Origin of the sequence: Pontibacter mucosus, from assembly GCF_003054055.1 — a bacterium.
Classification (GTDB): domain Bacteria; phylum Bacteroidota; class Bacteroidia; order Cytophagales; family Hymenobacteraceae; genus Pontibacter; species Pontibacter mucosus.
In genome coordinates this window covers 357,171-373,859 of the sequence record NZ_QBKI01000006.1, presented here as the reverse complement: position 1 = coordinate 373,859, position 16,689 = coordinate 357,171, and the positions used below count along the sequence as shown (strand labels likewise).

Here is a 16,689-nt window from a genome sequence, read left to right as displayed (position 1 = left end):
TTTTTCGATATATTACGGTAACAGCAGAGAAGCTTCTACTTCAGCTTCAGGTCTTTCAGGATTTGCTCTATTTTTTGGTTCAGCTTCTGCTCTGTAGCCTCGTACGCATCCGTAGAGGCCAGCGGCTCTTTCACGCTGATGTAGAACTTAATTTTTGGCTCGGTGCCGGAGGGGCGGGCCGATACTTTGGTGCCGTCCTCGGTCAGGTACTGCAGCACGTTCGAGCTTTCCAATTGCAGTTTGTGCTCCTCGCCGGTAAACAGCACTTTGCGGGTGCTCATCTTGTAGTCATGTACTTCAACCACGTCAGAGCCACCAAGTTGCTTGGGCGGGTTGCTGCGCATGTCGGCCATCATCTGCTGGATTTCCTCCGCACCGCGTTGCCCTTTCTTCGTGAACGATACCAGCTCCTCTTTGTAGAAGTTATACTTGGTATACATCTCCACCATCATCTCAAACAGCGTCTGGCCCTTGTCCTTGGCCACGGCAGCCATTTCGGCAATCAAGGCGCAGGCCGAGATGGCATCCTTGTCGCGCACGAAGTCGCCGATCATGTAGCCGTAGCTTTCCTCGCCGCCGCCAATGTATACTTCCTGGCCTTCTTTTTCGCGGATAAGCTGGGCGATGTACTTGAAGCCGGTCAGGGTCTCGTACATCGTTACATTATAGCTGTCGGCAATCTCCTTAATCAGGTCGGTGGTCACGATGGTTTTTACCACGTACTCCTTGCCGGTTAGTTTACCAGCCTTCTGCCAGGCCTGCAGCAGGTAGTTGATCAGCAGCGCACCGGTCTGGTTCCCGTTCAGCAGCACAAACTCGCCATCCTGGTTTTTCACGGCGATGCCTACGCGGTCAGAATCCGGGTCGGTGGCCAGTACCAGGTCAGCGTCAATTTCCCGGGCCTTGTTCAGGGCCAGGGTCATGGCTTCTTTTTCCTCCGGGTTCGGGTATACTACGGTTGGGAAGTCGCCGTTCGGCTCGGCCTGCTCCTGCACCACGTGCACGTTGGTAAAGCCAAAACGCTTGAGCACCTCCGGCACCAGCACGATGCCCGTGCCATGGATAGAGGAGAAAACGATCTTCAGGTCGTGCTGGCGCTGGATGGCTTCCTGCGAGATGGACAGCTGCTGCACCTGCTGCATGTAGGCCTCATCCAGCTCCGTGCTGATCAGCTCGATAAGCTCCGGGTTCGGGACAAATTTCACCTCATCGATGCTGGTGATCTTATTTACCTCGGAGATGATGTTTTTGTCGTGCGGGGCTGTTACCTGCGCGCCATCGTTCCAGTATACTTTGTAGCCGTTATACTCTTTGGGGTTGTGTGATGCCGTTACCACCACACCGCTCTGGCAGCCCAGGTGACGGATGGCAAACGAGAGCTCCGGCGTCGGGCGCAGCGCCTCGAACAAGTATACTTTAATGCCGTTGGCGGAGAAAATCTCGGCGGCGATACGGGCAAACACGTCCGAGTTGTTGCGGCAGTCGTGGGCGATGGCCACCTTTACCTGCTCTCCCGGGAAGTTCTGCTTCAGGTAGTTGCAAAGGCCCTGCGTGGCCATCCCCAAGGTATAGCGGTTCATGCGGTTGCTGCCCGCGCCCATTATGCCGCGCAGGCCGCCGGTGCCGAACTCCAGGTCTTTATAGAAAGCATCCGACAGCGCCTCGTGCTCGTTGCGCTCCAGCATGCCGCTTATTTCTTGTTTGGTGGCTTCGTCGTAGTTGCCGGCCAGCCACTGGTCAATCTTCTGTTTTACAGATGGTTCAATCATAGTCTGTTCTTGCTGATATTATAGTAGCAGTAATCGAAAGTATAAAGGCCTGAAAAGCAGGCGCAGGTTAAGACAAAAAATCACACCAGCCCTTGCCGTACCTAAAGCACAGCCCCAGAACTGGTGTGAAGTATAGCAATATCAAAATAAAGATATTTTAGCCACATTTACACGCGGCTATACTTTATTTTTGGCCTAAAGGTTGCCCCGTAGCGCCTGCTCGCGCTCAATCGCCTCGAACAATGCCTTGAAGTTGCCCTTGCCGAAAGATTTGGCTCCTTTGCGCTGGATGATTTCGTAGAAAACCGTAGGGCGGTCTTCCACCGGCTTGGTGAAGATCTGCAGCAGGTAGCCCTCGTCGTCACGGTCCACCAGGATGTTGAGCTTTCTCAGGTCCGCCATGTCCTCATCGATGTGGCCGATGCGCTCAATCAGGTCTTCGTAGTAGGTCTCGGGCACGTAGAGGAACTCCACCCCGCGGCGGCGCAGCTCGCTTACCGTGTGCAGAATGTCGTTGGTGGCCACGGCAATGTGCTGCACGCCCGCGCCACGGTAAAACTCCAGGTACTCATCAATCTGCGACTTCTTCTTGCCCTGCGCCGGCTCGTTTATCGGGAATTTGATGTAGCCGTTCCCGTTCGACACCACCTTCGACATCAGGGCGGTGTACTCGGTGCTGATGTCTTTGTCATCAAAGGTGAGCAGCAGGTTGAAGCCCATCACTTTCTCATAAAACTCTACCCACTCGTTCATGCGGCCCAGTTCCACGTTACCTACGCAGTGGTCTACATACTGCAGCCCAACGGGCTCTATCTCCAGGTTGCTCTGGCGCGCAACATAGCCCGGCATAAAGGCGCCCTTGTAGTTTTTGCGCTCCACAAATGTATGGATGGTGTCGCCATAGGTATGGATAGAGGCTACCTTTACCTCGCCGTGCTCGTCGGTGAGGGTAGTAGGTGCATGGGCCGGTCTGGCGCCGCGCTCCACGGTTCCCCGGAAAGACGCCTCGGCATCGTCCACCCACAGGGCCAGCACTTTCACGCCGTCGCCGTGCAGGTGCACGTGTTTCGAGATTTCAGAGTTAGGGTCTAAGGAAGTAGTGAGCACCAGGCGGATTTTCTCCTGCTGCAGCACATAGGAAGCGCGGTCGCGCACCCCGGTTTCCGGGCCGGCATAGGCCACGAGCTGAAAGCCGAAAGCGGTCTGGTAGTAGTGGGCCGCCTGCTTGGCGTTGCCGACATAGAACTCAATGTGGTCTGTGCCGTTAAGGGGAAGGATATCTTTAGTTACTGTTTCGGAAGATGCGGTTTGTGTACTCATAGTTCGTTGATTAGTTTATAAAGAAGTACGTAAAAATACAGCTTTTAGCGGTTTATCAAAACGCCGGCAGAGGCAGCCAAATTATCAATCTATTTCTTGGAATTACTGAGGCATGTTTCCAACTTTGTAAAAAAACGAGACAACATGAATGCAAAAGCCCTGAACGAGTCCATTGTGGCCATCCTGGAGAAAAAGCAAGAGTTACGAGCGCTTGACTACAACGATGCGCGCTATGATGACATAGAAGAAGAGCTGCACGACCTGGAGGATGATTTTAATGAGGAGTATGGCGAAGAACTAGAGGAAGTGCTGGAGGATGTGCACGGCAAAATTAAGTCGGATGCCGATATCCTGCTGCCCACCGCTTACCTGGCCAGCTCGCTTGACGGCAAAGAGCTGGAAGACGGCGACGAGACCGAAGGTGTTTGGGTAGAGTCGGATACGTTTCCGGGAGTGGAGATGCGCCTGGTGCTGGTAGCCAATCCGCCACGCGTACTGCTCATCCTCGCAGACCAGGAGCGCGTGCTCTGGACAGCCGAATAGAATAAGACTTCATACTTTGAGCAGTAGCTGCTGAGGCTGCTGTTTATACTTGCCGCACTTGCCAAGGCTTTGAGCCAAGGTGGGTGCGGCTTTTTTATACTTTGCTGGTGGTGGATTTTAGGTATATTGTGGTTGCCATATGTTTGTGCGGCTGAAGTATGAATTTAGTTAAGTGCATAGTGCAGATAAGTGTAGGTTTTCGTTTATACTCTAGTTGTGGTGCATTATCTCTATGAAGTACAATTTTTACACACTCACATTTGTAGCAACTCTTTCTATAGCTTTTACATCCTGTGGTCAGGAATCAAAAGCTACTAAAAACCAACAGCAGCTCAAGATGACGATAGAACAAATTTTAAAAATGGATGACGCACAGTTAGCTGTCATAGAGCTTGATACACGGATAAACGAGCTTTCTGAATATGGTGATGACTTAAGTAAATTAACAGAACCTCAGAAGGTATTGCTGTTTTTAGAAAACGTGGAAAGGGAAGTCAATAATGGGGGCTTCAATCAATTTTTCTGGAACTCAAGTGGTGATTATGCGCATGAATCACTTGCTGCTTTGGAGGTTATAGGAGCCAACAAAACAGCTACTATAGTCAGAAAGGCAATAGCTCAATGGCCCCAACAGACTGTACCTAAAGACAAAACAGAAAGAGAAGAGTTGCTGGGGCAAATTGAAGAGAAGGCTGAAGCTGTTTGGGAAAAATGTGAAGAAGAGTTTTTTGCATACGAAGAAGATATATCTCAGTTGTTGATTGAATATGTGAAGAAGCATCAGCAAGAGTTCAACTAAAATAACGATACCACAACACGGTGCAGCCTTAACCCTTGCTATGCTTCGGGCTTTGGCTGCACAAATCCGTTACAGAAAAATGGGTTGGACAGAAACCGGGCTGCACGGCGATGATGAAAATAAGTTTGAGATGACCGGAGAAGCTTGGCTGGAACAGAAGCGTGGAGCTTACTCCTGGAAAGCAGCTATACAACAGTTGACATTGTATAAGTGCAAGCCTTTGCCAGAAGACCTTGACCCTCACTCACAGGTGGCCGTTAGCAAATATGTAAATAATAAATCAAAGATTATGCGATTAGATTGTACTGAGCTTGGAATGGTTATGACCATTGTAAAATCCTCAAGGGATACTAATGGTGAGTCTTTAGAAATGGAATGGATACTTTCTCCACATTCAGGAGAAACTCCTATTCATATTCATCCAACCGCAATAGAAACCTATGAAATTCTAAGCGGGGAATTAGAGGTATTTAAAAAAGATAAGTGGATTACGGCTAGGGTTGGGGAGAAAATAACTATTGAAAGTGGTGAGCCCCATACTTTTAAAAACACAACTGATGAATTTGTCCGTGTTTACAATACGCATCAGCCCGCCATGGAGTTTGAGAACTTCTTTAAAGGGCTACACAAGTTTGCTAAAAGCGGACTTGTTAAAAACGGAAAAATGAATTTTAAATCAATCGTTGGAATCTCAACCCTTTGGACTAACTACTCGAAGGAAATTGTGTCTGTAAAGCCTCCTGCATTTCTGATGCGGGTACTGGGGATTTACGGAAAGATGATTGGATTGAATTTCAAGTAGAATAAGAAAAGCCGCACCAGCTTCCTTCAGGAGGCTGGTGCGGCTTTTTTTTAAAGTATAAAATCCTATCAGGCCATCTCCCAACGCAGGTACCGGATGACGGCCCTGGTCCTGGGGTATAGCGTAAGTTTCGGGTAGTAAGGGTAGCGGTAAAGTATAAACACCACCATGCTGGCCAGCGCCAATAGCACCAGGTAGCCATACAACTCTTGAACGAAACTAGCAGCACCTCGCTTTGCAGCATACCAAACACAGCGCCCATATCTGCCTGCTGCAGCTTGTGGTTTACGTGGTCCAGGCTAGCCGACAGCAGCGTGAAGTTTTTGGCAATAAGCTCTTTTAAGGTGTGCTGAATCACAGCTGTATCCAGCACCATCATGCAGAGCGCTACTACTTTCCAAGGACTAAATCATCATCTAGTCCTTCATCGAGTGCTGGTAGACCACTACAGTCTGGAGCACCATGTGCACTTTTATGCAAATCAGCTGCACATCACGCCGCACTACCTCACGCTCGTCGTCAAGCGCATGACGGGACATACGGTGGCCGATTTCATCTTCCTGATGCTCTACGGCGAGGCCCGCTTGCTGCTGCAACCCCAGCTGTCAATTCAGTAGATCTCAGAAATGCTCCACCTTTCCGACCAGTCATCCTTTGGCAAGTTTTTTAAGCGGAAGAGTGGCCTGTCGCCTATACAGTTCCGGAAGGCAGTCGCCAGATAGTCAAGTGAGATTGACTTATGTGGAATTCTAAATTTATCTCTCCTGAGTGTAGGGAAGACTGTAAGGGTTGCGGGTATTGGAATTAAAGCAACACTGATTTCTGCGGTACCCGGGCCCAACCACCCCTGGCCCCTCCTTAGCCAAGGAGGGGAGCCTGTTTTTACTGATGCTGATGTATAAGTTTTGTAGCTGATGTTCTTGCGCGGACAGGTCGCGACCTGTCCCTACAAAGTATAAACCCACCCCTCAGAGCTGTGCTCGCTAGCTCAAAACTCCCGTTTTGGCTAGTCCAGAGGAGGGGAATTGTACTTACTAATTTCACTGTCATCTCGCCTCAAGAGGGTCGAGATGACAGTAGGGGCAGCGGCTATTGGATTTGTTCCCAGTCCTTGGGTTGAGCGCCTTGTAGATTTCTGGTGCCCGTCCAGGGCATTGCGACCGAAGGGTAGCAAAGGAAATGTACACCGCGCGATGCCCAAGGACGAGGCCTCCCGGCCTTGAGGGAGCCAAAGCCAGAGATGAAACAATAGGCGAGTGAGGCTGGAGGATGAACGGAGGCTAGAGAGGATGGCTTGGTTCAAGTAGAAGGAAGCAACGGCTAGGAAAGTATAAACTGGCAAGTATAAAAGTATAGCTGCAAGTATAAAGTATGGCTTTTCAAGCCACTCGGATTGCAAATCCGAGAAAATTGGAAGGCACGGGTTACAAAACCGCACCAGCGGAAGAGTAAAGTATAAGACAGAAAGTATAGCTAAAGTATAGAAGTTCAAACGCTGGACCAGCCGGGGCGAGTTGCTTTTTGAATTGGCCCTGGCACGTTGCTAAAGTATAAGTTTATACTTTCATGGTATTCCCTAATCAAAAAAGGCAGGTTAGAATCTGGTTCTAACCTGCCTTTTGCTCTTGTTAAGCTTTATCGTCTTCATCACGTTTTTTGGGTTCTTCCGGGGGGGTGTCGGTAATGTTACCGAACTCATCCACATAAGCAATCATGGCTTCCAGGCTTCCGCCTGCAGAGTTCTCATGGCGCTCCTGCTTGCGCTGCATCTTCTCTTCTTTCTTCTTTTGCTTCTGTTTCTCGCGTTGTTTCTTCAGGAATGTGTTCTGTGATCTGGCCATAGGCGGTATATAGTTAAAGTAGGACATGTGCCACGACCAACGCAGCGGAAGGCCGTACGGCAAACAAGCGCAGCTTTTATACCCGTAGACATTAAGCCAGGGTGCGCTGCAGAAGTATAAACCCTGATAGGAAATTTCTGATTAGGCCTCAGGAAGGAAAACCAAAGGGAGGCGAAATGTATGATCAGAGCGGGATCAGGATGTTGCAATACTTCAAATTTAGTCATTTTTTGCGAGAAAAGCACGGTTTCTGCCGCATTTCTTGCCAAGCTACTCTCTCTGGATTGTACGCTTTTTTCAAAAATAAGAGTAACTTTAGGCAAGGCATCTACAACAGAGGCCACCAAACAAATTGCATATGAAAAAAACTACCATTGCGTTAATCGCCCATAACCAGAGAAAGACAGAGCTGCTGAACTGGGCCAAGGTGCACCGCGAGGAGCTCGTAAAGCACGAACTGATCGGCACCAGCAACACCTCCAAACTGCTCAACGACATGCTCGAACTGGACGTGAAACCCTTCGGCCACGGCCCAAGCGGCGGCGATATCCTGCTGGCTGCTAAAATCCTGCAGCACGAGGTGCACAAGGTCATCTTCTTCATCGATGCCGAAACGCCCCACGGCCACGAGCACGATATTCAGACCCTTATCCGTACAGCCGTAATCAACAACATTCCGATTGCGCTAAACCGTGCCTCCGCAGACTTGATCATCATGGAGGGGGCAGAGGAGGAAGTATAGATTTATACTTTCGTTTACCAGTTCCTGCACTTACTGCTAAGGCGTAAGTGCTTTTTTTATGCCTGCGCAAGTATAAAAAAACTATGCGTTACCCCACCTCTAATTCCTCCGAGTATGGAAGTCATGTACAACTTGCAGGCAATCCCCCTCTGTGGTGCTGAGCTATTTCATACTACTCAAAGCACTTTTGACCTGCTGTCATTCTGCTAAGAATCTTGGTAGAAGGGAGGTTAAGCTTTTACTACTCGCAACCAAGATCCTTTCAGGATGACAAAATGAGGTGAATGAAATGGCCTTATCCTGGGGCAGGGTTGCTCCTTAGCTAAAGTATAAAACCCAACTTGAATTCTAAGTATGGACAAACAAAAACCCCCGCCGGCCAAAGTATAGCCGGAGGGAGTTTTTGCGTTGGGCAAGTATACTTTTATACTCTGATGTAAATGCGTTTGCGGTCCATGATGTAGCCCATCAGCCAGTGCACGAGCATGTATGCCAGCGCGAACATAAGCGAGGCGAATTCCCCTTCGCTCCAGCTCAGGAACCAGTTCTGGTAAATCCAGCGGCTCAGGCGCGTCTGCTCGTCCATTTTAATAAAGCTCAGGGTTTTGATAACGAGGATGGACATGGCGTAGATAAACAGCGGGTTCTTGCCGAAGACCTCGAAGAAGTAAGCCCATTTCCGCACCTTCAGCACCTCAACTAGCAGCATGATAGCGGCCAGCACCAGCATCACCAAGCCGATGGTGTGCAAAGTATAGGAGCTCGTCCAAAGAGCCTTGTTTATCGGGAACACCAGGTCCCACACCAGGGCAATCACAATCAGGGCGGCACCCATGAGGTTGAGCTTGAACACAGTGCTCAGGTTGTTGCCGAATTTCTGGATGGCCATGCCCACCAGGTAGCCGGCAATAACGTTCACGGCAGCTGGCAGTGTGCTCAGCAATCCTTCCGGGTCAAAGGGGATGCCGTAGCCCTTGTAGAGCACCACCGGGGAGAAGAACAGCAGGTCGAATTTCAGCGCGGCGTTGCCTTCGAGTGAGTATGGGTCTGGTTGGTCGCCGAAGAAGTATAGCACCGCCCAGTAGCCCAGCAGCACCACGCCGCTAAAGATGAAGGCGCCCTTTGTTTTGAGGTAGTGCACCACCAGCGAACTAATCAGGTAGGCCAGTGCGATGCGCTGCAGCACGCCCATAATACGGATGGCCGTAAAATCAATCACCTCCAGGCCACCACCCGCGGCGTGTGCCACAAACGGAAACGCCCGAAGGCCCAGGCCAATAAGGAAGATGATGGCGGCGCGCTTAAACACTTTTTTCAGGAAAACGCTGTCGGGCTGCAGCGAGAACTTGCGCATGCTGAAGCTCATGGCATTGCCGACGGCAAAGAGGAAGGCCGGGAACACCAGGTCGGTGACGGTGAAGCCGTGCCAGGTAGCGTGCCGAAGCGGTGCGTAGATGGTGCTCCAACTGCCGGGCGTGTTCACGATGATCATCAGCGCCACGGTGAGGCCCCGCAACACATCCAGCGAGAGGTAGCGCTCCGACTTTTTCTCGGTCAGAGGGGCGGTTTCTGCAACTGCGTTTATCATATGCTTGATACTTGGATGATTAGGTTAAGTATAGTGACTCCCCAAGATATAGATATTACAGGATATGTTAAATCTATTGAAGCATATATGTTGCAGAAAAGTAAAACGGCAGCCGGTTTATCCGGCTGCCGTTTTTCGGTAAATTATACTTGTAATGTTTATTTACCTGCTGATTTATACTTAGTAACCCAGCTTCTGGCGCACGCGCTGCAGTACCGGAGCGGCAATGTCTCTTGCTTTCTCGGCACCAAGCTGCAGCTTTTTATCCAGCTCCGGCAGGTTGTTCATGTAGTAGTTAAACACCTCGCGCTCCTTAGCATACTTGCTTACGATGAGTTCATAAAGTGCCTGCTTGGCGTGCCCGTAACCGTAGCCGCCCGCCTCGTAGTTCTGGCGCATCTTCTCTACCTCCTCCGCAGAAGCCAGCAGGCTGTACAGCTTAAAGGTGGTGTCATCGTCCGGATTCTTGGGCTCCTCCAGCGGGGTGCTGTCCGTTACAATGCTCATTATCGTTTTGCGCAGCGGTTTATCGGCCACAAAAATATCGATGATGTTGCCGTACGACTTGCTCATTTTCTCGCCGTTGATACCGGGCACAGTCATCACGCTCTCGTCTACCTTCGCCTCCGGTAGCACAAACGTGTCGCCGTAGATGTGGTTAAAGGCGCTGGCAATGTCGCGGGTAATTTCCAGGTGCTGTATCTGGTCTTTGCCCACCGGCACAAAGTTGGCGTCATACATGAGGATGTCGGCTGCCATCAGCACCGGGTAGGTAAACAGCCCGGCGTTTACGTCAGAAAGCCCACGGCGGGAGGATTTATCCTTGAAGGAGTGCGCGTTGGCCAGCATCGGGAACGGCGTGAAGCAATTCAGGTACCAGGTCAGCTCGGTTACCATCGGCACATCCGACTGGCGGTAGAAGATATGTTTGTCGGTATCGAAGCCGAAGGCCAGCCAGGAAGCGGCTACCGAATAGGTGTTGTGGCGCAGCGTTTCTGCATCGCGGATGGTAGTGAGCGAGTGCATGTCTGCGATAAAGTATAAAGCCGCCTCATCAGAGGCCTGGGAGAACTTGATAGCAGGAATAATGGCACCCAGCAGGTTGCCCAGGTGGGGCCTGCCAGTCGCCTGTATTCCGGTTAGGTAACGTGCCATAGTAGGGATAATGGTTTATACCTGCAAAATAACGCAAAATGCTCAAAACACGCCTATCCCTGTAGGCACATTTCCATAGCTATACTTTAAAGTTTGCGGATGGAGTAGTTCTGAGAATCGCCTATCTCGCCCTGCTGCCGGTTCAGCAGCTTCAGCTCCGAATCGCTTACCTGCAGGAAGTACATCAGATCCAGGTCGCCGTCCGTTGGGATGAGCTGCAGAATTACAGCGTCGGGGTCCTGCTTGTTACCCTTCGCCAGAAACCATTTGCCACTGCCTGTAACGATGCTTTTATCGGCTGGCTTGCCCACAAAAGTCTGCTTCATGGTAAAGGTTCGGTTGCCGTCTTTGGGACTGCCGGTCAGCACCAACTCCGTGCGGATGCCCTGGCAGTCGGTGCAACCAATCGTGCCCCGGAACGTGCCGCTGGGCGGGGCCATGGCAGGAGCGGCGGCGGCATCGCTTGCTTTGGCGGCCGCGGCCTTGCCTTTACCTTTGGCAGATGTTTTTTTGGAGGTAGCGGCCGTTTTGCTTTTGGCGCGGCTTTCCTTCAGCCAGTCCTGGTAGCTTTTGCCCGACTGCGCCTGTGCCTGCTGCAGGCCGAGGGAAAGTATGAATAGTATAAAAAATGCAGCTATCGTTCTCATAGGGTTGTTTTTGTTGGGTTGGGGTGATACAATCAGAAAAAATGCCAGATTTGAAAAGGGGCCTGTGTTATGGTGTCCTCTCTTTGTGATAAACTGCCGCCGGGTACGAATTATTATACTTTGTGGCTAGCAACAAGAGGACGGAATGGCCTTTTGCCAGGAAGTGTGATACGAAGGCATGGCTGCAAAGTTTGCTCGGAGACACTCGAAACCTACCGGCATCCGATTACCCCGGAAACAAAAAAGCCAGGCATCTGCACGGGGCAAAGCCTGACCTTCCTGTAATTAACCATCAATAAAAAAATTTAAGCATTGGCAAATTTGTGCTGCCGCCTCCTCTGCCTGAGGGAGTTAATGTTGGACAACACAATGGCTAAAAGTATAAGCCCAACACCTGCCCACTGCACAGGCCATACTTCCTCCTGCAACACCATGCTGGACATCAGCACCGCCACAGGCAGCTCGGCGGCGCTGAGGATAGCGCTCAGCCCCAGGCCTGTTTTAGGAATGCCGTAGGCAAAGAACAGGGGCGGAATAACCGTGCCGAAAAGCGCCAGCACCAGCCCCCACTTCAGCAGGCCCGCCAGCAAGGCCCCGTTCACCAGAAACACGGGCGGGAAGATGCTAAGAACAAGTATATTAGCCCCCGTAAGCAGGAGCGCACTTTTAGTAGCGGGGTGCAGCGAGTTGCCCACCGAGCTGTTTATCATCAAAAAGCAAGTATAGCAAAGGGCGGCAATCAGGCCGTAGGCGATGCCTGCCAGGTCGAAATCGGGAATACTGCTGCTGAAAAGCCGGCCAGCCAGGGCTGTGCCAATCAGTATCAGCACCACCATGCCCATTTGCATAGGGCTAGGCAACTTCCGTTTTAAAAGGGACTCTAACAGCAGGCTCATCCAGGTAAACTGCATCAGGAGCAGGATGGCAATGGAGGCCGGCACCAACTGCACGCATTTGTAGTAGAAGATGCTGACCAGCCCCGTGCTGGTGCCCATGGCGACCAGCTTGAGCTTTTCCCTGAACGTCGTGTTGCTGCTTTGGCTGCCGCGCAGCTTCCGCAACAACACGATGGTCCAAAGAATAATCAACCCAAAAAATACCTGTGTGCCCGTTACCTCACCCAGGCTGAAGCCCTCTTGGTAGGCCAGCTTAACAAAAGTAGAAAGTATGCCGAAACTGCATGCGCCCAGAAACACAAGGGCGATTCCTCTGAACATAATTGTCCCTCCCGTGTAAAAATCAATCAACCAAAAATAAAAAGGAAGGGCATTATAGCCCCAATAGAAGATGGGTGAGCTACTACAAGTCGTGCAGCTCGTAGCCTGTAATGAAAATCTGAGTATGTGCTAAATGTGCAGGCATTTTCTATTTTGCAAGACTGCAAAGATAGGCCAAGATTCTTGAGATTCAAAGATTGTAGGATTGATTAGGCGAGGTATTGATATCCGGACCTACAAATTTAGCAAAGAATGAATGTTTTTCCAGACCAGTTGTATGCTGGCTATGGAGTTTAAAGAGTTGACGCATAAAGTTATAGGGTGCGCCATGAAAGTGCACCGGACACTTGGCAACGGGTTTAGGGAAGCAATTTACCAGCGGGCTATGGCGATAGAAATGAAAAAGCAAGGCCTTCATTTTGTTCAGGAAATGGAGATGCCTATATACTACGAAGAGATAGAAATAGGCACCCGAAGAGTAGACTTCTTTGTAGAAAGCACTGTGATGGTAGAACTAAAAGCCGTAGCACGTATGGATGATACGCATTTAGCGCAGGCTATTAATTACCTGGAAGCTTACAACCTGCCAATCGGCCTATTGATAAACTTTGGAGCAAAAAGCCTGGAGTTCAAAAGACCGTATAACACCAAACACCCGGTAAACCAGAACTAAGATTTTTAGGATTGGGAGATTACGGGATTTTTTCTGAAACAAGAAGACTTCAGGGCTAGATTGGACAGGCCGAGGTGTGCCGTTGCGAGGCAGAATCCTACCCATCCTTCCATCATATAAATCTTAGTTCTGGCTCTCCAACGCAGCTTCCTCTATTTGCGCTTCCGCCTGTCGGTGCCCCAGGTAACCGTCTATCAGGTAATGGGCCAGGTAGAGGAGGGGGGTAAGCAGAATGGCCACGCCAAACTTGTACATGTAGTTAATGGCCGCCACCGACAACACCTGCTTCATGCTCCAGTTGCCGAACACGAAAAAGGCCACAAACAGCACCACCAGCGAGTCGATGATCTGGGAGACGAGGGTGGAGCCGGTGGCGCGGAGCCAGATTTTGCGGCTGCCCGTAAAGCGGCGGAGCCAGTGAAACACGGAGGCATCGAGGAACTGCGATATCAGGAAGGCGGCCACAGAGCCAAGGATAATGCCCAGTCCCTGGCGGTACACGCTGTTGTAGGCATAGTTAATGTCGAAGGGCCTGCCCATGTCATCGGTGCTGTTCACCTCCAGCCAGAACTGCGCGGGCGGCAGCCCCGTGACAACCCATATCACCAGAAACGCATACAGTATAAGTATAACGGTAAGCACACTTACCTTCTTGACGCCCTCCTTGCCGAAGTATTCGTTAATGATGTCGGTGGTGACAAACACAATGGGCCAGATGATGACGCCTGTTGTGAGGTTAAAGTCCAGCCTTTCGCCGCCAATAGGAATCTGCGCTCCCGGCAGCCCCAGCAGCGCCTCGCCTGAGAAAATCTTCACCCCGATCAGCTCTGCCAGCAAGGCGTTTGCGACGAAGATGCCGCTCAGCACCAGAAAAAGGTTGTTGCGCTTATGACTAGGATTCATGGGATTTAAGGATTTAGAGGATGTTCTGCTTTGCACGTTAAGCTGGCGGAAGTATAAGTATAAGTATAAGTATAAGTATAAGTATAAGTATAAGTATAAGTATAAGTATAAGTATAAGTATGGCTCATTCAAACCGGAAGCGGCACAAGGGAGAAAACTCTTTCTGTTGCTAAAGTATAAATTCCTTATTCACACTCTTCACGCGGGCAGTTCGTGACCTGCTTGCATAAGACAGAGACCTAAACCTTAATCTCAATCAGATTTACTGCAAACCCATACTCAGGCAAGCATCCTGAAATCCACTAATCCTACCAATCTTAGTCCCGCTCCATCACACTGAAGATACTTCCCTCTGTTGCCAGCTCCGTTGCCGGAAACACCTCCCGGGCCTCTTCCAGCAGCGGGCTCAGGTCTTTGTAGCGCACCGAAAAGTGTCCAATGATAAGCTGGCGCACCTGGGCGGCGGCAGCCAGTTCGGCAGCCTGGCGGGCGGTGCTATGAAAGGTATAGGCGGCACGTTCGTGCAGGTCGTGGGTGAAGGTGGCCTCGTGGTAGAGCAGGTCAACGTGCTGCAGGTAGGGGAGCAGCGCGGGCTTGTAGCGGCTGTCGGAGCAGTAGGCGTAGCTGCGGCTGCGCTTGGGCGCCAATGTTACGTCCGTGTTGCGCACCAGCAGGTTGCCTGCCTCGTCCCTGATATCCTCGCCCCACTTGAGGCGCACCAGTTGCGGCGGGCGCAGAAAGTCCGGCAGTTTCTCTTTGATGAGCGGGCGCGGCTTTGGCTTCTCGCGGAACAGGAAACCACAGCATGGCACGCGGTGCTCCATCGGAATGGTATGCACCGTGACACTTTTATCCTCAAAAATCTTTTTGTAAACAGTGGTATCCAGCTCGTGGAAAACAAGCTTAAAGTTAAGGTTGGTGCCGGAATACTTAAACTGTAGGCTGAGAATTTCGGAAAGGCCGGGAGGGCCAAAAAGGTGCAGTGGCGTTTGGCGACCCTGGAGGTGCATGGTGGAGATGAGCCCTGCCAGGCCAAAGTAATGATCGCCGTGGAGATGGCTGATATAGATGTTACAAATGCGCTGATGCTTTATCCTGTAAAGCATCAGCTGCATTTGTGTTCCTTCGCCGCAGTCAATCAGGTGGTGCTGATTGCCAATGGTTAAAACCTGGGCGGTATGGTGTCTGTTTGTCGAGGGTGTGGCCGACGAACTTCCCAGAATCCTGAGTTCGAATTCCACAACGGCGTTGCTACTTAGTCTTCCTTGTTAGTCAGGTCCTGCTCAATTTCGTGCAGAAACACGCGGTCGATGGCCTCTTCCACGGTTGGTAAAATGTTCAGCACCGACTCCAGCTTAGAAATGGAGATCAGCTTCATCACATGGTCCTGCAGTCCGGTCAGGATCAGGAGGCCGTTGGAGGAGTTGCACAAGCGGTTAGCAATCAGGATAGAGCTAAGCCCGGAAGAGTCTGTATATTTAACCTCGTTAAGGTCTAGAATCAGGTTGTTTATTCCTTCAGCATTAAGTTTCACGAATTCAGACTTCAGGTCCGGCGCGATTGAAGTATCCAACTTCTTCTCATCAATCGTGATAATCGTGTAGTTTTCTTTCTTATCTATCGTGTACTTCATGGTCAACCAGTAAAGGATTTAAATGCGAATGTACCAAAATATAACTTAACAAACTTAATTTTTGGTAGTAAAAATGTTGTCATTAATATGCTTCTCAATACGTTCCAACACCGAATCGTAAGCCTCTTTCCGGAACTTTTCCCCTGTGAACACCTCGAATAGCTCTATATAGCGCTCCGATATGCCTTCCACTACGGCGTCGGTCATTTCGGGCACCTGCTGGCCATCTTTGCCCTGAAAGCCATTCTCGATAAGCCACTGGCGCACAAACTCTTTCGAGAGCTGGCGCTGCGGCTCTCCTTGCTGCTGGCGCTCGGCATAACCTTCGCTGTAGAAGTAGCGCGAAGAGTCCGGAGTATGGATCTCGTCGATGAGGTAAACCTGGCCGTTATACTTGCCAAACTCATACTTGGTATCCACCAGAATCAGGCCGCGCTGCTTTGCCAGCTCGGTGCCGCGGTCAAACAGGGTTCGGGTATAACGTTCCAGGGTCAGGTAATCTTGTTCCGAAACGATACCTTTTGCCAGAATCTCCTCCCGCGAGATATCCTCGTCATGACCTTCGCTGGCTTTTGTGGTGGGGGTGATGATCGGCTCGGGCAGCTTGTCGTTTTCCTTCAGCCCCTCGGGCAGTGCTACACCGCAGAGCGTGCGCTTGCCTGCTTTATACTCGCGCCAGGCATGGCCAGCCAGGTAACCCCGAATCACCATTTCCACCTTGAACGGCTCGCAGTGGTAGCCTATTGTCACGTTGGGGTCAGGTGTACTGAGCACCCAGTTCGGCACAACATCTGCTGTGGCCTTAAGGTTCAGGCTGGCAATTTGGTTAAGCACCTGCCCCTTGTAGGGTATAGCACGGGGCAGCACCACATCAAAGGCGGAGATGCGGTCGGTGGCAATAAGGGCGAGCCTGTCTTCGAAGAAATAAACGTCGCGTACTTTGCCCCTATAAAAGCCGGTCTGGCCGGCAAAATTGAAATTGGTTTCCTTAATGGCTTCCATTAAATCAGTGTCGTTATAGGCAAGCAAAGTTAAATATATTTTACAGGGCAGGAAA

The 16,689-nt window shown here is 50.7% G+C and carries 19 protein-coding genes; 6 read left to right on the top strand and 13 right to left on the bottom strand.

The annotated features are described in order from the left end of the window. Positions 1-35: 35 nt before the first annotated feature. Together C8N40_RS13800 and hppD are read right to left on the bottom strand one after the other, a co-directional pair. A complete protein-coding gene (locus C8N40_RS13800; protein ID WP_108212350.1) occupies positions 36-1,769 on the bottom strand; it encodes a phospho-sugar mutase in 1,734 nt (577 codons plus the stop codon). A 195-nt stretch (positions 1,770-1,964) separates the two neighbouring features. Next, positions 1,965-3,089 carry a 4-hydroxyphenylpyruvate dioxygenase gene (hppD, locus tag C8N40_RS13795; RefSeq protein ID WP_108212349.1) on the bottom strand — a complete coding sequence of 375 codons (1,125 nt, stop codon included), beginning with the start codon at positions 3,087-3,089 and terminating at the stop codon, positions 1,965-1,967. A gap of 144 nt (positions 3,090-3,233) precedes the next feature. On the opposite strand from hppD, the gene C8N40_RS13790 reads away from it, so the two are divergent. The 3 genes from C8N40_RS13790 (at position 3,234) to C8N40_RS13780 (ending at position 5,233) form a co-directional block, all read left to right on the top strand. Beyond that, positions 3,234-3,632, top strand: a complete 399-nt coding sequence (locus C8N40_RS13790; protein WP_108212348.1) for a hypothetical protein — start codon at positions 3,234-3,236, stop codon at positions 3,630-3,632. A 232-nt stretch (positions 3,633-3,864) separates the two neighbouring features. Beyond that, on the top strand, positions 3,865-4,431 hold the full coding sequence (locus tag C8N40_RS13785) for a DMP19 family protein (protein ID WP_108212347.1): 567 nt from the start codon (positions 3,865-3,867) through the stop codon (positions 4,429-4,431). A gap of 52 nt (positions 4,432-4,483) precedes the next feature. Continuing rightward, positions 4,484-5,233, top strand: a complete 750-nt coding sequence (locus C8N40_RS13780; protein WP_170114108.1) for a cupin domain-containing protein — start codon at positions 4,484-4,486, stop codon at positions 5,231-5,233. A gap of 68 nt (positions 5,234-5,301) precedes the next feature. On the opposite strand, the gene C8N40_RS22700 is transcribed toward C8N40_RS13780, so the two are convergent. Further along, positions 5,302-5,439 (bottom strand): hypothetical protein, encoded by a 138-nt coding sequence (locus C8N40_RS22700; RefSeq protein WP_170114107.1) that lies wholly within the window; start codon positions 5,437-5,439, stop codon positions 5,302-5,304. 225 nt (positions 5,440-5,664) lie between these two features. On the opposite strand from C8N40_RS22700, the gene C8N40_RS13775 reads away from it, so the two are divergent. Then, positions 5,665-5,850 carry a hypothetical protein gene (locus C8N40_RS13775; protein WP_108212345.1) on the top strand — a complete coding sequence of 62 codons (186 nt, stop codon included), beginning with the start codon at positions 5,665-5,667 and terminating at the stop codon, positions 5,848-5,850. Between the two features lie 1,011 nt (positions 5,851-6,861). Here C8N40_RS13775 and C8N40_RS13770 read toward each other — a convergent pair. Further along, positions 6,862-7,074, bottom strand: a complete 213-nt coding sequence (locus C8N40_RS13770) for a cold-shock protein (protein ID WP_108212406.1) — start codon at positions 7,072-7,074, stop codon at positions 6,862-6,864. 358 nt (positions 7,075-7,432) lie between these two features. On the opposite strand from C8N40_RS13770, the gene C8N40_RS13760 reads away from it, so the two are divergent. After that, positions 7,433-7,816, top strand: a complete 384-nt coding sequence (locus C8N40_RS13760; RefSeq protein ID WP_108212343.1) for a methylglyoxal synthase — start codon at positions 7,433-7,435, stop codon at positions 7,814-7,816. A 424-nt stretch (positions 7,817-8,240) separates the two neighbouring features. Here C8N40_RS13760 and C8N40_RS13755 read toward each other — a convergent pair whose 3' ends face one another. From C8N40_RS13755 to C8N40_RS13740, 4 genes are all read right to left on the bottom strand, one after another. Then, a complete protein-coding gene (locus C8N40_RS13755; RefSeq protein WP_108212342.1) occupies positions 8,241-9,404 on the bottom strand; it encodes an acyltransferase family protein in 1,164 nt (387 codons plus the stop codon). A gap of 180 nt (positions 9,405-9,584) precedes the next feature. Next, complete coding sequence (gene trpS / locus C8N40_RS13750) at positions 9,585-10,559, bottom strand: tryptophan--tRNA ligase (RefSeq protein ID WP_108212341.1); 975 nt, start codon at positions 10,557-10,559, stop codon at positions 9,585-9,587. 86 nt (positions 10,560-10,645) lie between these two features. Then, on the bottom strand, positions 10,646-11,206 hold the full coding sequence (locus tag C8N40_RS13745; protein WP_108212340.1) for a copper resistance protein NlpE N-terminal domain-containing protein: 561 nt from the start codon (positions 11,204-11,206) through the stop codon (positions 10,646-10,648). A gap of 305 nt (positions 11,207-11,511) precedes the next feature. Beyond that, the gene (locus C8N40_RS13740; RefSeq protein WP_108212339.1) at positions 11,512-12,423 is read right to left on the bottom strand and encodes an EamA family transporter; all 912 of its coding nucleotides are present in this window, start codon (positions 12,421-12,423) and stop codon (positions 11,512-11,514) included. 286 nt (positions 12,424-12,709) lie between these two features. On the opposite strand from C8N40_RS13740, the gene C8N40_RS13735 reads away from it, so the two are divergent. After that, positions 12,710-13,096, top strand: coding sequence for a GxxExxY protein (locus C8N40_RS13735; RefSeq protein WP_108212405.1), 387 nt, complete (start codon positions 12,710-12,712; stop codon positions 13,094-13,096). A 123-nt stretch (positions 13,097-13,219) separates the two neighbouring features. Here the strand turns inward: C8N40_RS13735 and C8N40_RS13730 are convergent, their stop codons facing one another. From C8N40_RS13730 to C8N40_RS13710, 5 genes are all read right to left on the bottom strand, one after another. After that, entirely contained in the window at positions 13,220-13,999 is a 780-nt protein-coding gene (locus C8N40_RS13730; protein WP_108212338.1) for a queuosine precursor transporter, read from the bottom strand. A 5-nt stretch (positions 14,000-14,004) separates the two neighbouring features. Then, positions 14,005-14,127, bottom strand: coding sequence for a hypothetical protein (locus C8N40_RS23325; RefSeq protein ID WP_281259526.1), 123 nt, complete (start codon positions 14,125-14,127; stop codon positions 14,005-14,007). Positions 14,128-14,316: 189 nt separating this feature from the next. Then, the gene (locus C8N40_RS13720; RefSeq protein ID WP_108212336.1) at positions 14,317-15,240 is read right to left on the bottom strand and encodes a ribonuclease Z; all 924 of its coding nucleotides are present in this window, start codon (positions 15,238-15,240) and stop codon (positions 14,317-14,319) included. Positions 15,241-15,254: 14 nt separating this feature from the next. Beyond that, positions 15,255-15,632 (bottom strand): STAS domain-containing protein, encoded by a 378-nt coding sequence (locus tag C8N40_RS13715; protein WP_046313463.1) that lies wholly within the window; start codon positions 15,630-15,632, stop codon positions 15,255-15,257. A 54-nt stretch (positions 15,633-15,686) separates the two neighbouring features. Continuing rightward, positions 15,687-16,634: a phosphoribosylaminoimidazolesuccinocarboxamide synthase gene (locus C8N40_RS13710; protein ID WP_108212335.1), complete on the bottom strand. Its 948-nt coding sequence runs from the start codon at positions 16,632-16,634 to the stop codon at positions 15,687-15,689. Between the last annotated feature and the right edge of the window lie 55 nt (positions 16,635-16,689).

What these genes read in the sequence shown, in the direction of transcription:
- C8N40_RS13740 (WP_108212339.1), bottom strand. Translation starts at nt 12,423, where the DNA reads ATGTTCAGAGGAATCGCCCTTGTGTTTCTGGGCGCATGCAGTTTCGGC.
- hppD (WP_108212349.1), bottom strand. Translation starts at nt 3,089, where the DNA reads ATGAGTACACAAACCGCATCTTCCGAAACAGTAACTAAAGATATCCTT.
- C8N40_RS13770 (WP_108212406.1), bottom strand. Translation starts at nt 7,074, where the DNA reads ATGGCCAGATCACAGAACACATTCCTGAAGAAACAACGCGAGAAACAG.
- C8N40_RS23325 (WP_281259526.1), bottom strand. Translation starts at nt 14,127, where the DNA reads ATGAGCCATACTTATACTTATACTTATACTTATACTTATACTTATACT.
- C8N40_RS13800 (WP_108212350.1), bottom strand. Translation starts at nt 1,769, where the DNA reads ATGATTGAACCATCTGTAAAACAGAAGATTGACCAGTGGCTGGCCGGC.
- C8N40_RS13785 (WP_108212347.1), top strand. Translation starts at nt 3,865, where the DNA reads ATGAAGTACAATTTTTACACACTCACATTTGTAGCAACTCTTTCTATA.
- C8N40_RS13715 (WP_046313463.1), bottom strand. Translation starts at nt 15,632, where the DNA reads ATGAAGTACACGATAGATAAGAAAGAAAACTACACGATTATCACGATT.
- C8N40_RS13760 (WP_108212343.1), top strand. Translation starts at nt 7,433, where the DNA reads ATGAAAAAAACTACCATTGCGTTAATCGCCCATAACCAGAGAAAGACA.
- C8N40_RS13745 (WP_108212340.1), bottom strand. Translation starts at nt 11,206, where the DNA reads ATGAGAACGATAGCTGCATTTTTTATACTATTCATACTTTCCCTCGGC.
- C8N40_RS13730 (WP_108212338.1), bottom strand. Translation starts at nt 13,999, where the DNA reads ATGAATCCTAGTCATAAGCGCAACAACCTTTTTCTGGTGCTGAGCGGC.
- C8N40_RS13710 (WP_108212335.1), bottom strand. Translation starts at nt 16,634, where the DNA reads ATGGAAGCCATTAAGGAAACCAATTTCAATTTTGCCGGCCAGACCGGC.
- C8N40_RS13755 (WP_108212342.1), bottom strand. Translation starts at nt 9,404, where the DNA reads ATGATAAACGCAGTTGCAGAAACCGCCCCTCTGACCGAGAAAAAGTCG.
- C8N40_RS13735 (WP_108212405.1), top strand. Translation starts at nt 12,710, where the DNA reads ATGGAGTTTAAAGAGTTGACGCATAAAGTTATAGGGTGCGCCATGAAA.
- C8N40_RS13790 (WP_108212348.1), top strand. Translation starts at nt 3,234, where the DNA reads ATGAATGCAAAAGCCCTGAACGAGTCCATTGTGGCCATCCTGGAGAAA.
- trpS (WP_108212341.1), bottom strand. Translation starts at nt 10,559, where the DNA reads ATGGCACGTTACCTAACCGGAATACAGGCGACTGGCAGGCCCCACCTG.